The sequence below is a fragment of the Terriglobus albidus genome, from assembly GCF_025685425.1.
GTDB lineage: Bacteria > Acidobacteriota > Terriglobia > Terriglobales > Acidobacteriaceae > Terriglobus > Terriglobus albidus.
Genome location: NZ_JAGTAS010000026.1, coordinates 1 through 12,970 on the forward strand (window position 1 = coordinate 1; position 12,970 = coordinate 12,970).

The 12,970-nt window shown below is 58.5% G+C and carries 12 protein-coding genes; 10 read left to right on the top strand and 2 right to left on the bottom strand.

Features of this window, described 5'->3' with window-relative positions; all coding sequences use genetic code 11:
• Positions 1 to 260 precede the first annotated feature (260 nt).
• The 4 genes from OHL21_RS04245 to rpmA all read left to right on the top strand — a co-directional run bounded on the left by OHL21_RS04245 (position 261) and on the right by rpmA (position 3,496).
• Positions 261 to 1,955: a M20/M25/M40 family metallo-hydrolase gene (locus OHL21_RS04245; protein WP_263416004.1), complete on the top strand. Its 1,695-nt coding sequence runs from the start codon at positions 261 to 263 to the stop codon at positions 1,953 to 1,955.
• Between the two features lie 52 nt (positions 1,956 to 2,007).
• The gene (locus OHL21_RS04250; RefSeq protein WP_263416005.1) at positions 2,008 to 2,616 is read left to right on the top strand and encodes a DUF1287 domain-containing protein; all 609 of its coding nucleotides are present in this window, start codon (positions 2,008 to 2,010) and stop codon (positions 2,614 to 2,616) included.
• 252 nt (positions 2,617 to 2,868) lie between these two features.
• Positions 2,869 to 3,186 (top strand): 50S ribosomal protein L21, encoded by a 318-nt coding sequence (gene rplU, locus OHL21_RS04255; RefSeq protein WP_263416006.1) that lies wholly within the window; start codon positions 2,869 to 2,871, stop codon positions 3,184 to 3,186.
• 49 nt (positions 3,187 to 3,235) lie between these two features.
• Positions 3,236 to 3,496 (top strand): 50S ribosomal protein L27, encoded by a 261-nt coding sequence (gene rpmA / locus OHL21_RS04260; RefSeq protein ID WP_263416007.1) that lies wholly within the window; start codon positions 3,236 to 3,238, stop codon positions 3,494 to 3,496.
• A gap of 47 nt (positions 3,497 to 3,543) precedes the next feature.
• On the opposite strand, the gene OHL21_RS04265 is transcribed toward rpmA, so the two are convergent.
• Positions 3,544 to 4,626, bottom strand: a complete 1,083-nt coding sequence (locus OHL21_RS04265) for a hypothetical protein (RefSeq protein WP_263416008.1) — start codon at positions 4,624 to 4,626, stop codon at positions 3,544 to 3,546.
• A gap of 131 nt (positions 4,627 to 4,757) precedes the next feature.
• Here OHL21_RS04265 and OHL21_RS04270 point away from each other — a divergent pair, with 131 nt between their 5' ends.
• On the top strand, positions 4,758 to 6,806 hold the full coding sequence (locus OHL21_RS04270; protein ID WP_263416009.1) for a glutaminase family protein: 2,049 nt from the start codon (positions 4,758 to 4,760) through the stop codon (positions 6,804 to 6,806).
• 193 nt (positions 6,807 to 6,999) lie between these two features.
• On the opposite strand, the gene OHL21_RS04275 is transcribed toward OHL21_RS04270, so the two are convergent.
• A complete protein-coding gene (locus tag OHL21_RS04275) occupies positions 7,000 to 7,359 on the bottom strand; it encodes a carboxypeptidase-like regulatory domain-containing protein (RefSeq protein ID WP_263416010.1) in 360 nt (119 codons plus the stop codon).
• Positions 7,360 to 7,483: 124 nt separating this feature from the next.
• Between OHL21_RS04275 and OHL21_RS04280 the strand changes: the two genes are divergently transcribed.
• From OHL21_RS04280 to OHL21_RS04300, 5 genes are all read left to right on the top strand, one after another.
• Positions 7,484 to 8,311: a rhomboid family intramembrane serine protease gene (locus tag OHL21_RS04280; protein WP_263416011.1), complete on the top strand. Its 828-nt coding sequence runs from the start codon at positions 7,484 to 7,486 to the stop codon at positions 8,309 to 8,311.
• Positions 8,312 to 8,323: 12 nt separating this feature from the next.
• A complete protein-coding gene (locus OHL21_RS04285) occupies positions 8,324 to 9,271 on the top strand; it encodes an aldo/keto reductase (protein WP_263416012.1) in 948 nt (315 codons plus the stop codon).
• A 150-nt stretch (positions 9,272 to 9,421) separates the two neighbouring features.
• Positions 9,422 to 9,772: a PadR family transcriptional regulator gene (locus OHL21_RS04290; RefSeq protein WP_263416013.1), complete on the top strand. Its 351-nt coding sequence runs from the start codon at positions 9,422 to 9,424 to the stop codon at positions 9,770 to 9,772.
• Positions 9,765 to 10,739: a hypothetical protein gene (locus tag OHL21_RS04295; protein ID WP_263416014.1), complete on the top strand. Its 975-nt coding sequence runs from the start codon at positions 9,765 to 9,767 to the stop codon at positions 10,737 to 10,739. The genes OHL21_RS04290 and OHL21_RS04295 overlap by 8 nt, the downstream gene beginning before the upstream one ends.
• Before the next feature lie 775 nt (positions 10,740 to 11,514).
• The gene (locus OHL21_RS04300) at positions 11,515 to 12,909 is read left to right on the top strand and encodes a hypothetical protein (RefSeq protein WP_263416015.1); all 1,395 of its coding nucleotides are present in this window, start codon (positions 11,515 to 11,517) and stop codon (positions 12,907 to 12,909) included.
• The last annotated feature ends 61 nt before the right edge of the window (positions 12,910 to 12,970 follow it).

The window sequence follows — 12,970 nt, forward strand, 5'->3', positions numbered from 1 at the left end:
ACGCACTGTCAAACGGGCATGATGGTGATAGTCCATCTGGCCTCCGAAGATTTTGGATTGCTCTCACAATCAGCTTCTTCGTTCTCGGTCAGATGGACAATAACCTATTGAAACTTCACATTTAGCCGCTGAGGGCTCTGCCTGGGAGAAGCAGATTTCTCCGCTCCCTTCGGTCGCTGCGAAATGACAAACAAAAAATGCTTGAACCGTCGTGTGCACCCATGGTTGGCTTCTCCGAAGCAGGCGACTACCATAGCGCCATGAAGAGAGCGCTGCTGCCTGCGGTCTTATTGCTGCCGTCCTTCGTTCACGCACAGAACGGTATTCCCGCCGCGGAACGCAAGGGATTCGATCGCATCACGCAGAGCGATTTGCGCAGAGACCTGGCGTATATCGCGAGCGATGCATTGCGCGGCCGGTTGAGCCTGCAGCCGGGTGACGATCAGGCCGCTGAGTGGGTCGCGAAGCAATTCGCCGCCGCGGGACTGAAGCCGATTACGAAAGAACCGGGAACGCGCGGTTACTTCCAGCCATTTCAGTTGGTCGAGTATGCTCCGGACCGCGCAGCAAGTTCGGTTACGCTCATGCGCGCAGGCAAAGAGACCATCTTCCATGCGCCGGAGGTGACGGGAGCGTTCAAGCGCGCGGTCGATCTCACTGCTCCGGTGATCTTTGCGGGCTTCGGCATTACCGCGCCGGAGCTCGGATATGACGACTACAAAGGCATCGACGCGCAGGGGAAGATTGTCCTGGTCTTTGACCATGAGCCGCAGGAAGACGATGCTCATTCGGTCTTCAACGGCACCGGCAATACACGTTATGCGACCACGCGCGTGAAGCTGAAGAACGCGCAGGCTCATGGCGCTGTGGCGCTGCTGGTTGTTGCCGAGCCGAATCGCAAACATCTCACCAACGCGGAACGTTCCGCCCGCATCGGTGGCAGCGTGACACGTACGCAGCCGCTTCCATTGCAGGCGATTCAGGATGACGAGGTTGATATCCCGTCGATCCTGATTCGCGATGAGGTGCTGCAGCAGTTGCTGGCTACAGCAGGGGCCACGGGCAGTGAGCTGCAGATGGCGATCGATCGCGATCTGAAGCCGCAGAGCCGATTGCTGCCAGATACGCAGGTCACGCTACATCTGCGCAACACCAGGGAGCACGTGGGGACGACGTTGAATGTCGCCGGTCTGCTGCAGGGCTCCGATCCGAAGCTGGCGGCGGAGACCATCCTGATCACGGCGCATCATGATCACGACGGAGCAACTCCCTGCGCCGCAGGTAAGGGCGATCTGGATGAACAGGGAAAGCCGACGCCCGCGGGTCCGGAGTGTCTACAGGTCTGGCATGGAGCGGACGACAACGGCTCCGGCACGGTAGGTGTGGTGGAGCTGGCGCGTGCGTTTGCGGCGAATCCGTCGCGGCCGAAGCGGTCAATTCTGTTTGTAGTGTTTGCCGCGGAGGAGCGCGGTCTACTGGGAGCGTACTGGATGGCGGCTCACCCGGTGCGTCCGCTGGCGACAACCCGCGCACAGATCAACTTCGACATGATCGGGCGCGATGAGAAACCTAGTCCGCAAACCGATGGGTTGATCGAGATTCCGGCGGATACATCGAACCGCCTGAACCTGATCGGCGCGCTCTACTCTCCGGAGTACAAACGCGTGGTGGTGGAAGAGAACAAACAGGTTGGGCTGGTGTTGGATGATCGTTTCGATCATGAGTCAGCGTTGAACGTCTTCTTCCGCTCCGACCAGTTTCCCTTCGTGCTGCACAACATTCCGGCGTTCTGGTGGTTCACCGGTTTTCATCCGGACTATCACCACACGTCGGATACGGCAGAGAAGATCGACTACGTGAAGATGGAGAAGATCCTCAAGCTTGCGTATCTCTCGGCGTGGAGGTTCGGCAGCGATGTGAAGACGCCGGAGTTCATCGCGTCGCCGAAACCGTAAAAGCGCGGGATCAAAATAAGAGAAGCGGTGTCTCTTAGAGAGACACCGCTTTATGCTCCGACGAGAGTTTCTAGGTTCGTTTGCTGCGTCTCTTGTGGCTCCGGTTCTTCCCTTGAGCCGAGGCGAGAAACTTGCACAGGCGGCGCGGGCGCAGATCGGCGTGACGATCAGCTATGACCCCAGCTATGTGCGGCTGGTGTATCCCAACGGTGACGTGCCACGCTCGACCGGCATCTGCGCCGATGTGGTGGTGAGGGCATGTCGTGATGCGATCGGCCTCGACCTGCAACAGTTGGTGCATGAGGATATGGTCCGCGACTTTGCGGCGTATCCATCGCGACAGACATGGGGGAATAAGAAGGCGGACTCCAATATTGATCATCGCCGCGTGCTGAATCTTGAGGTCTTCTGGCGGCGTGCCGGAGGGCTTCTGTGGGCTCCGGCGGAAAAGAGTGCCGGCGACGCATTCCCCAAACCCTTGCTGCCCGGCGACCTTGTGACCTGGATGCTGAACGGTCACCTGCCCCATGTCGGAGTGATCAGTACCGCAAAGCCCGGGTTGGAGACGGTGGTGCATAACATCGGACGAGGTGCGGAGGAGACGCCTCTGGTCGCATTCGCACCTCACCCGGCGCACGGTCACTTTCGCTGGCCTTCGTAAGGGATTTTGGAGTTGCACAATGCATGGTGCAACCTGATTTCACGCCTGATCCCCCATTTGCACCGGGCCCTAAAGTGGGGTAAACTTTCTAAGTTTGGCGATGCGGCCGTTTGTCCTGGGGCTGGAGTCCTGAAGAGTGGACCTGGTGAAGGATAGAAGGCGGCTTGGAAGCAGGCCTGTTTCGCCCCTTGCAATACCAATGAGATTCCGGGCAGCGTGCCATAGGGTGCGACTGTCTGTGGAGGGTTTGACATGTACGCAGTGATCCGCACCGGCGGTAAGCAGTACCGCGTTGCTCCCGGCGAGACCGTGAAGATTGAGAAGCTGGCCGCCGACGGCGCAGTTGAGTTTTCTGACGTTCTGGCTGTTAGCCCGGAAGAGGGCAAGTTCGAGAAGCTGGACGGCGCCAAGGTGCTGGCCGAGGTTGTCAGCGAAGGTCGCGGCGACAAGATTCTGGTCTTCCACTACAAGCGGAAGAAGCAGTACAAGAAGCTGCAGGGTCACCGTCAGAGCTTCGTTGAGGTCAAAATCAACGAGATCCAGGTGAACGGCAAGAGCTTCAAGGCTTAAGATTTGATTTCGGCCGGAAACGCCCGGCCCACGAACGAGGTTCAAGGCAATGGCACATAAAAAAGGTGGCGGTAGTTCTTCTAACGGACGCGATTCAAACGCACAGCGGCTTGGCGTCAAGGCATTTGCCGGCCAGGTTGTGACCGGCGGCAGCATCATCGTGCGTCAGCGCGGTACACCGCTGAAGGCCGGTCTGAACGTCGGCCGCGGCAGCGACGACACGTTGTTTGCCAAGATCGGCGGCCGCGTGAAGTTCACCGACCGTGGCCGCCTGGGACGCTTCGTCTCGATTGAGGCTGTCTCGGCCTAAGCAGGTTCGCAGTTAAGCAAAGCCCCGCTCTGCGGGGCTTTTGCTGTTTAGGGATTTTTCGCTTCGGCCACCTTCTCCGCCACATCCAGCGGGGGAGAGGTATGGCGGTTCCTGAGCCATTCCACGGTGACGCCCTTGGCGGAGCGCTTCTCCGGCGGCAGATTCTTGAGGTTCGGCATGTAGATCTCCACACCGGCCTTCTCGGTCATGCGGGTGGTTCCATAGACAAGTTGAGCCTGATAGTTCGCCAAGTCGAGCTCGAACCAGGGATCATCGGTGGCATCGATCATGGTGAGGTCGGCCTGCCGCATGCTGAGCTTGCCGAAGTCGAGCGAGCCGCCCACCAGCCGCAGAAAGTTATGCCACTGAGCCAGCTTCTGCTCGTCCGTGTCTGCATTGCCATAGATCACCTTCAGTTCATCACCAGAAGGCGACACGCTGCTGATCTGCCCATGAATGTGGGGCGGTGGAAGGAAGCGTTGCGTATCCAGGTAAAGATCGTTCTCAGAGACCTGGACACCGGCTACACCGGTGCTGGGGACGAGATCTTCGGCGTTGACATGGAAGATGCGGAGCAGGCCCTTCATCGGGATCTTCAAGACGCTGATCTTGGTCAGATGAAACTTCAGGCGCCCGTCAGGAAGAGGGGATGGAACGCCCTGGAGCTGTACCGGAAGCGGCATCAGCTTGTGCAGCGTTCCGTGGACATGGAGTTCTCCGTCTTTGTTCTCAATGGAGATGCCGGTCAGCGGCGACTTTCCCGTCTCTCCAGAGTTGAGGTAGTCGGCGATATCCGCGAGTTTGACGTTGATGACACCTTTCTCGATCTCCAGGAGGAATGACTCCGGCAGATCGAAGGAGGGGTTCTGGTCCTTGCGGGTAGAGCGCATTTGCCCACGAATCCAGCGCACGTAGACACGGAAATGCGGGCCCTTGCGAAGGATGAGGTTGTGCGCGTAGAGGCGCGTAGGCTCGTGACTGTCCATAGCGGGCAGTGTGCCGGAGGGAACTGCGGCATCCGGGTGCAGAACGTATGCCCGGCTTTGCCGTCCCAGCCAGAAGACGATGGCGAACGCTACCAGAGCGATCAGGCCCCACGCGATGGGGCGCGGAGGAGGGCGCAGAATCATCCGAAGATAGATGCGGAGATGGAGTTTTCTTTTGGTTTCGCCCACATGAAAAAAGCGACTCGAACAATAAACGATGCAGTGTTGTGTCGGCTGGTGGTCATTGCCGCGGTCGCTCCTGTACCCTGCTGGGCATGGCCATAAAGACGTTTGTGGCGGCGCTGGCCGCCCTACTCCCCCTGTCTGCGGCGGTGTACGCCCAGAATGAACGGAACCCGGCAACTCCTCTCATTGCGTTTGATCCTTACTTCAGCGTCTGGTCGATGGCTGACCATCTTACGGACCAGAACACAAAGCATTGGACCGGGACGGAGATGCCGATGCGTGGCTATCTCCGCGTCGATGGCACCTCCTATCGCTGGATGGGACGGAGCCCGGGATCGATCGCGGCGATGGAGCAGAAGGCTCTGCATGTAACACCGACGCAGACGGAGTACACCTTTGAGGGTGGTGGAGTCCGGCTGCGGGCGATCTTTCTTTCCCCAAGTCTGCCGACAGATCTGGACGTGCTGGCGCGTCCGGTAACCTATCTGACCTGGCAGGTTTCTGCCGTGGACGGCAAGCCGCACGCGGTTGAGCTTTATCTTGGCGTCGATACGCGTATTGCGGTGGACACCTCCGATCAGCAGGTAACGTGGCAACGCGCCCGCGTGGGCGGGATGGATATATTGACCACCGGTTCCGTGGAGCAAAGAGCTCTGGCGCGTGCGGGCGATAACCTGCGCGCCGATTGGGGTTATTTCCATCTTGCTGTGCCTGCGGAGGCGCAGGTGGTGACCTCGCTCGGAGCCGACAGTGCGGCGCAGTTCCTGAAATCGGGCAGCCTGCCGCAGGATGATGATCTGGATCAGCCGCGTGCCGCCGGGCGAGCGCCGCAGCTTGCGGTGGAGATGAAGCTCCAGGTCTCCGCATCGCAGGTAGCCGAGCGCCACGTTGGCCTCGCCTTTACGCAGCCCCTCGCAATCGAGTACCTGAACCGTCGTCTCAAGCCCTATTGGGCACGTGACGGTAAGACGCCGCAGGCAATGTTGACCCAGGCGATGCAGGAGTACGCGTCGGTGATGGCACGTTCAAACGACTTCGACGAGAAGCTGACTGCGAAGCTCGTGAAGGATGGCGGTCCGGTGTATGCGCGTCTGGCCACGCTGGCCTTCCGGCAGACGCTGGCCGCCAATGGGCTGGCTGCGGATCTGGATGGTTCGCCGCTGCAGTTCCCGAAGGAGAACTTCTCCAACGGCTGCATTGCAACGGTGGATGTGCTGTATCCATCCTCGCCGTTCTTCCTGTACTTCAATCCGGCTTTGCTGGAGGCGCAGCTCAAGCCGGTGATGGAGTATGCCGCGCTGTCGCGATGGAAGTTTCCATTTGCGCCGCACGATCTGGGAACGTATCCGCTTGCCAATGGACAGGTCTATGGCGGCGGAGAGCGCACCGAAGACGATCAGATGCCGGTGGAGGAGAGCGGCAACATGCTGCTGATGATCGCCGCGATGGGCCGCGCGCAGGGCGACTGGCACTTCGCCAAACGGTACTGGCCCCTGCTGGTGAAGTGGGCGGCGTATCTCAAAGACAAAGGCCTGGATCCGGAGAACCAACTCTCAACCGATGACTTCGCCGGCCACCTGGCGCATAACGCCAATCTGTCCATCAAGGCGATCGATGCTCTGGGGGCGTTTGCGGAGATGGCCAAAGGCGTGGGCGACGACAAGCTGGCAAAGGAGTATGCCGGAGTTGCGGCGGAGATGGCGAAGAAATGGAACGACCTTGCCCGCGAAGGCGACCACTACAAGCTGGCTTTTGATGCGGCCAATACGTGGAGTCAGAAGTACAACCTGGTGTGGGACGACCTGCTGGGACTGAAGCTCTTCCCGGCGTCGGTGAAGAATGCCGAACTGGCGTTTTATAAGACGAAGCTGAATCAGTATGGACTTCCCCTCGACAGCCGCAGAGACTACACCAAGCTGGACTGGGAGCTGTGGACAGCCACGCTGGCCGATGACGACGCGACCTTCCACACGCTTGTCGATCCACTGGGGAAGTGGCTCGATGAGACTCCAACCCGCGTTCCGCTAACCGACTGGTACGACACGAAGACCGGCAAGCAGGAGGGCTTCCAGGCCCGGTCGGTCGTGGGCGGAATCTTCATCAAGTCCCTTCGCGAGAGCGGGTTAGGACATAAGTAGGCGGTTTGTTGCGAGCATGACAAAGCCCCGCTCGACGCGGGGCTTTGTCATGTTTCGAAGAAAACTCATTCTGTAAGGAATTTGGGTATAACCTGCCCGCCCTAGCGTTGCGAGCGTTCACCCCAACGAACAAGTTCGTCGGGAACCCCGAGGGTGGGCGCCCGGGACAATAAAAACTCCAGCCGGAATCAGGCTAGTTGACCTTCAGATTGATCTGGAAGGCGTTTTTGCTGTCGAAGGAGCTGACCGTCTTGGTGTTGCTCTTCTTGCCGTCGTGTACGGCCCAGAGCTCGTAATCGGTGTTCTGCGAGAGCTGGCCGAAGCGGTAGGCTCCGTCTTCGCTGGTGATAAAACTCTTTACGGACTGGGTGCGGGTGTCCTTGAGATAGACCACGGCCCCCTTCAGGGCGCCGTCAGAGCCGTCGATGACCTTGCCCTCGACGGTGCGCTGCTTTTGCTGCGCCACAGCAGCGGTAGGCGTTGCGATCGGCAGAGCAGCCGCGGCGGTGAGGCCGGCGGCGACGACAAGGCGAATTAAGTGCAGACGACGCATATCACTGAGTATAAACACCCGGTAAAGCGGGAAGATGCGGTGAATCGTACCGGATAGCCGGCCGGCAGAAGAGCTCCGGGGAAGGCCGGGACGGGGGCCGGGCCGCTGTGATGAAATGGAGTGCATGCGCAGCACCGGACCCATCACGCTGAACCTGCCCCACTTTTCCGGCGCGACCCGCAAGCTGATCCTCGTCCACCTGGCGTCCTTCTTCGGCTTCCTTGTGCTGGGATGGGCAGCCCGGGATATCGCACACCTGCTAACCGCATATACGGTGCTGGTGCCGCAGGCTGTCTTCCACGGCTACATCTGGCAACTGCTGACCTACATCTTCCTCCCGATTGGCTTGCTGGGGATGATCTTCGCGTTGCTCTCGCTGTGGTTCCTGGGCGTATGGATGGAGGGAACCTTCGGCAGTCGTCGCCTTGTGGAGCTCTATCTGTTCACTGCTGCCGGCGCCGGCCTGCTGGCTTCAGCGATCTGCTACACGCATATCTTTGGGTTGCGTCAGGATCTTGCCACTCTGGGGCCATGGCCCGCGGTTATGGGGCTGATGACGGCATTTGCGTCGCTGATGGGCGACAGCGAGATGTATGTCTTCTTCGTCATCAAGATGAAGGCCAAGTATGCGGTCGCGATCTTTATCCTGTTGCAACTGGCAACGGTGATCCAGGGTGGCGATCGCCTTGGTGCGCTGGCGGAGCTCTGCGGAGCTTTGTGCGGTTGGCTCTACTTCAAGTTCGCGCCGACGCGTGGATTTGTCTTTGGCGCCAGCGAGCGTTACTTCGGTCTGCGCAATGGCTACTATCGCTGGAAGCGCCGCCGGGCCGCGCGTAAGTTTGAGGTCTACATGCGCAAACAGAATCGCGTGGTGAAGTTCGATGAAGAGGGCCGTTACATTGCGCCTGATGACGAGCGCCGCGATCCTCGCGACAGAAAGTGGATGAACTAGGAGAACGTTGGGATGGAGAAGAAGCAGCTCGGCCGCTCAGGCCTGATGGTTTCACCGATCTGCCTGGGTGGCAATGTTTTCGGTTGGACAATCGATGAACAGAAGTCCTTCACCATCCTGGATGCATTTGTCGATCGCGGCTTCAACTTCATCGATACCGCCGATGTTTACTCGCGCTGGGTTCCGGGCAACAAGGGTGGCGAGAGTGAGACGATCCTCGGCAACTGGTTTGCCCGCACCGGCAAACGCGACAAAGTCGTTCTGGCTACCAAGGTCGGCATGGAAGTCGCCGAAGGGAAGGGCCTGCGTAAGGCGCACATCATGACGGCCGTCGAGAAGTCGCTGCAGCGGTTGCAGACCAGCTATATCGATCTCTACCAGGCACACAGCGACGATGTAGAGACACCATTGGAAGAGACACTGGGAGCCTTCGCTGCGCTGGTGCAGGCAGGGAAGGTGCGTGCGATCGGAGCCTCAAACTACACCGGCAAGCGTCTTGCCGTTGCTCTGGATATCGCGAAACAAAATGGTTTTCCGAGATACGAGTCGATCCAGCCGCACTACAACCTGGTTGTTCGTCAGGAGTACGAAGAGGGCGTAGAGCCGGTGGTGGACAAACACAACATTGGTGTGATTCCTTACTTCTCACTGGCTGCCGGATTTCTTACCGGAAAATACAAGTCGAAGGCAGATGCAGAAGGCGCGGCGCGTGCCGGTTATGTGACCAAGTACTTCGATGAGCGCGGAGAGCGCATTCTAAAGGCGCTTGCGGAAGTGTCGGCATCGACCGGAGCAAAGCAGGCAACGGTCGCGCTGGCATGGCTGCTGAGCCGCCGTACTGTCACTGCTCCCATTGCGAGTGCGACGAGTCTTGAACAGTTGAATGAAGTGCTGGCTGCGGCGGAGTTGAAGCTGCATCGCGATGACACGGTGAAGCTGTGTAAGGCGAGCGCTCTGTAGAGCCGTTGCTGGTTGCTAGTTCCTGGATGCTAGTTGGTAGATTCGGCACCATACACTGGGTGCCCCATTCACCGGGTCTCCAACGAACGTGGCGTTGACTTACGATCTCATTCGGCCTATGCATCGTTTAACGATGCATCGGTAAACGATATGCCGAGACGAAAACTTGATCCGCTGCCGACGGTTGCGTTCCATATCCTCCTCGCCCTGGCGAATGACGAACTCCATGGCTATGCCATCATGCGCGGAGTCGAAGAGCAGACCGAGGGGCGGATGCGTCTGGGGCCCGGGACTTTGTACGGATCACTCAAGACGATGCTTGAGGCGGGTCTCATCGAAGAACTCGACGAGCGTCCCGACGAAGAAAACAGCACGGAGCGTCGTCGCTACTACCGGCTGACCGCCGCCGGGCGAAAACGAGCACAGTTAGAAGCTGAGAAGCTGGTCGATCTGGTTCGTCTTGCCCGCACTAAGCGCATTCTGAGGGGGCTGCATGTCTGAGAAGATCTACGCCTGGCTCCTAAAGCTCTATCCGCGTCCCTTTCGCAAGGAGTATGCCGCTGCCGCTCTGCAATTGTTCCGGGATCGGAATCGAGTGGAGCGAGGCCCATTAGCGCGCGTTCGCTTGTGGGTGGATATCTTGATGGATCTCGCCCTGTCACTTCCCAGAGAACACTGGCGGCGAGATTCCGATTGGACGGAAGTGGAAGGAGCTTTCCATCTCTCCGAAGAAGCCGTCTGCAGGCTAGCCAAACGGGACCTTGTACACTCACTCCTTATTAGTCTTTTCATTGCGCTCGGCATGACTGCGGGCTGGCTTGGAAACGCGAACCGTGTGTGGCTCTTCAGTGTGTATCTTTCATTCGCGATGATTGCGATCTGGAGACTCGTCTGGATCCCGCGGAATGAGCGGCGGTGGCGGGCCTATCGACTCATTGTTGGCACCGATCGGCTTCAGCAAATGCAGCATGGCAATGACGTCACCATTTTCAAAAACCAGATCATCAAGATTAACGAGGACCAGTACGGCTTGCGCATTTTCGGCCTTCGCGAAGGCAGCCAAACTGCGATTACCTTCCCACTTGATCATCACCGCATTCGGCAGACTGCTTCGTCGATCTGGATCCCCGTTGGGTTGGCAGGTTACGAACAAGCCAGAGCTAAGATTTTCGGGTGGACCAATCGAATTGGCACGTTGAGGGCGCCGGGGTTTCAGGATATGAAGCCCGTCTTCTTCTGCGCTGCAAGCTTGCTGCCTGCAGTCCTGCTCGTGCATCTCACCTCATGGCTCCTAGTAATTGTGGCGGCTTACTACGGGCTTGTGCTGTTTGCGGTGGGAGCCGATTTCAGCAGACCTCTTCGACGGCCCTCCGCCCACGAGCAGCGACATCTCCTCCGGTCCTGTTGTAACCTCCCATTTCTCGTTCTTCTGATCTTGCCGATGATTCGGATATTTCTACCGCTGTAGAAGTCAGGGAGAATCAATTGCCAGGTTCATTGCCCCGGCGGGCATTACCCGAGCTGCGCGTTTGATGAAAGGAGTTCAGATGCTTGAAACCTCTTCGGAATTGCGGCGCTTCTTGATGGCGTAGTTCATCACCGCGCCAAAGACGGACATCTCAAAGCGGATGGCGCTCCTCCTCGCGGTAGACCGACGCACTTTGCTGGCGGCGCGGATCGTAGCTCTGACTCCGATCCCGTAGGGATCTGCTTTTATGTTTTGGGGTCAGTAAGAAGCATCGGTAGAGAAGCAGATTTCTCGCTCCGCTACGAAATGACAAACAAAAAGACGATCCGAGCTTCGCTCGAACGTCCCAGCCATCGCGTTATCACCCCAACGAACAAGTTCGTCGGGGACCCCATGCGATGGATGGGGCACCCAGTTCCGTGATTGAAATGAACTTGCACGATTTTCCCAGAAATGCATAATAGACAACTAAGCAGTACAACGGAGCAGATGTTTTGAAGACCTATCTTCACAACAAGGCGATGAGTGCAGACCGGAACACAATGTTCCTGGTGTCCGCACGCGTTTTGCCCGTTGCGCCCACGTTCTGTGGTTGTTGCCTCCCACGATAGCTTTCCCGATCGACGGGAGTGTGAGCGCGTGTCTACGCATGCTTCATGCCGTTGATCACCCTCTGACAATCTGAAGCGATTTGTCGCGGAGTCTGTCTTCCGCCATGTCGCATCGTCTTCCGGTGTTGTGTGCGCCAGTGTGCGCGTGCAGCCCAGAAAAGGTCATGGACCAGATGGCACGGTTGCGTCTGCCTGTTGTGGTGTCGTTGTTGTCGGTTGCGTTGTTCGCCGTAAGCGTTGGAGCATGGAGCGCGCGCGGACAGATCGCTGTGAAGCGTCAGGGATATATCCCCTATACGGATGCGCCGATCCATTATCTGCAGGATGAATTGCATGATCCCGTAGCGGAGCTCGAGAAGAAGCTCGAAGCGGGAACGGTGAAGCTAACGTATGACGATCGCCTGGGCTATCTGCCTTCGGTGCTGAAGGCGCTGCACATTCCGCAGGACTCGCAGACGCTTGTCTTCTCCAAGACCAGCTTCCAGTACAAGAAGATCTCGCCGGAGCATCCGCGGGCGCTCTACTTCAACGACGACGTGTATGTCGGTTTTGTCCATGAGGGCAAGGCGCTGGAGATCGTCTCGTTCGATCCGAACCAAGGTGCTGCTTTCTATCTGCTGGACGCCAACAAGGCGGACCATCCGAAGTTCGAGCGCGCCGAGCTGGACTGCACGCAGTGCCATATCGCACCTGGTACACGCAACGTTCCCGGTGTGCTGGTGCGTTCGATCTATCCTTCCCCGACGGGCACGTTGGCGAACTCGACAGAATCGTTTGTCACCGGTCAGGAGACACCGATCGCAAAGCGCTGGGGCGGATGGTATGTCACCGGCTCAGCCGGCAGCGAACGAACGATGGGCAACGCGATCATGCCGGCGGGATACGGCACCGCCAATGGACCGCACGGCGATCCCGATCAAAGCCTGCAGCCGCTGGAACAGAAATTTCTCAATGCGGAGTATCTGAATCCGCAGAGCGATATTGTGGCGCACCTGGTGCTGGCGCATCAGACGCAGATGCACAACCTGATTACGCTGACGAACTACAAGACGCGCATTGCGTTCTTTGAGCATGCGAAGAAGAACAATGGTGTGGAAAGTCCGCTCACGCCCGAGGAGCGCGCCACGTTTGAGAAGCCTGCGGAAGAGCTGCTGCGGTATCTGCTGTTTGCCAACGAAGCTCCATTGCCAGGGCCGGTGGCAGGAAATAACAGTTTCGCGCGGACCTTTGCCGCGGCGGGTTTGCGTGACAACAAAGGGCGTTCGTTGCGCGACTTCGATCTGAAGACACGGGTCTTCCGCTATCCCGTCAGCTATCTCATCTACTCGGATCAGTTTGACCAATTACCGCAGGAGGCGAAGACCTATGTCTATCACCGCCTCTATGAGGTGCTGAGCGGAGCGGACCAATCCCTCGCATTCCAGAAGATCTCCGCGGCCGATCGTACCGCCGCGTACCAGATTCTGCTCGCGACCAAGCCACGTCTACCGGAGGAGTGGCGACAGTCGGCTGCTGCAGCAGCACGGGCAGAAAGGCTATCCCGCCGAAGGGCGGGATAGCCAAACCCTTACTCATCGCCCGTATGGCTGCAGTTTGCAACGACAACCTTTCGCAACAGAA

Excerpts from the sequence above, each read along its gene's own strand:
- rpmA (WP_263416007.1), top strand. The coding sequence starts at position 3,236 with ATGGCACATAAAAAAGGTGGCGGTAGTTCTTCTAACGGACGCGATTCA.
- OHL21_RS04290 (WP_263416013.1), top strand. The coding sequence starts at position 9,422 with ATGCCGAGACGAAAACTTGATCCGCTGCCGACGGTTGCGTTCCATATC.
- OHL21_RS04280 (WP_263416011.1), top strand. The coding sequence starts at position 7,484 with ATGCGCAGCACCGGACCCATCACGCTGAACCTGCCCCACTTTTCCGGC.
- OHL21_RS04275 (WP_263416010.1), bottom strand. The coding sequence starts at position 7,359 with ATGCGTCGTCTGCACTTAATTCGCCTTGTCGTCGCCGCCGGCCTCACC.
- OHL21_RS04245 (WP_263416004.1), top strand. The coding sequence starts at position 261 with ATGAAGAGAGCGCTGCTGCCTGCGGTCTTATTGCTGCCGTCCTTCGTT.
- OHL21_RS04270 (WP_263416009.1), top strand. The coding sequence starts at position 4,758 with ATGGCCATAAAGACGTTTGTGGCGGCGCTGGCCGCCCTACTCCCCCTG.
- rplU (WP_263416006.1), top strand. The coding sequence starts at position 2,869 with ATGTACGCAGTGATCCGCACCGGCGGTAAGCAGTACCGCGTTGCTCCC.
- OHL21_RS04285 (WP_263416012.1), top strand. The coding sequence starts at position 8,324 with ATGGAGAAGAAGCAGCTCGGCCGCTCAGGCCTGATGGTTTCACCGATC.
- OHL21_RS04250 (WP_263416005.1), top strand. The coding sequence starts at position 2,008 with ATGCTCCGACGAGAGTTTCTAGGTTCGTTTGCTGCGTCTCTTGTGGCT.
- OHL21_RS04300 (WP_263416015.1), top strand. The coding sequence starts at position 11,515 with ATGGACCAGATGGCACGGTTGCGTCTGCCTGTTGTGGTGTCGTTGTTG.
- OHL21_RS04265 (WP_263416008.1), bottom strand. The coding sequence starts at position 4,626 with ATGATTCTGCGCCCTCCTCCGCGCCCCATCGCGTGGGGCCTGATCGCT.
- OHL21_RS04295 (WP_263416014.1), top strand. The coding sequence starts at position 9,765 with ATGTCTGAGAAGATCTACGCCTGGCTCCTAAAGCTCTATCCGCGTCCC.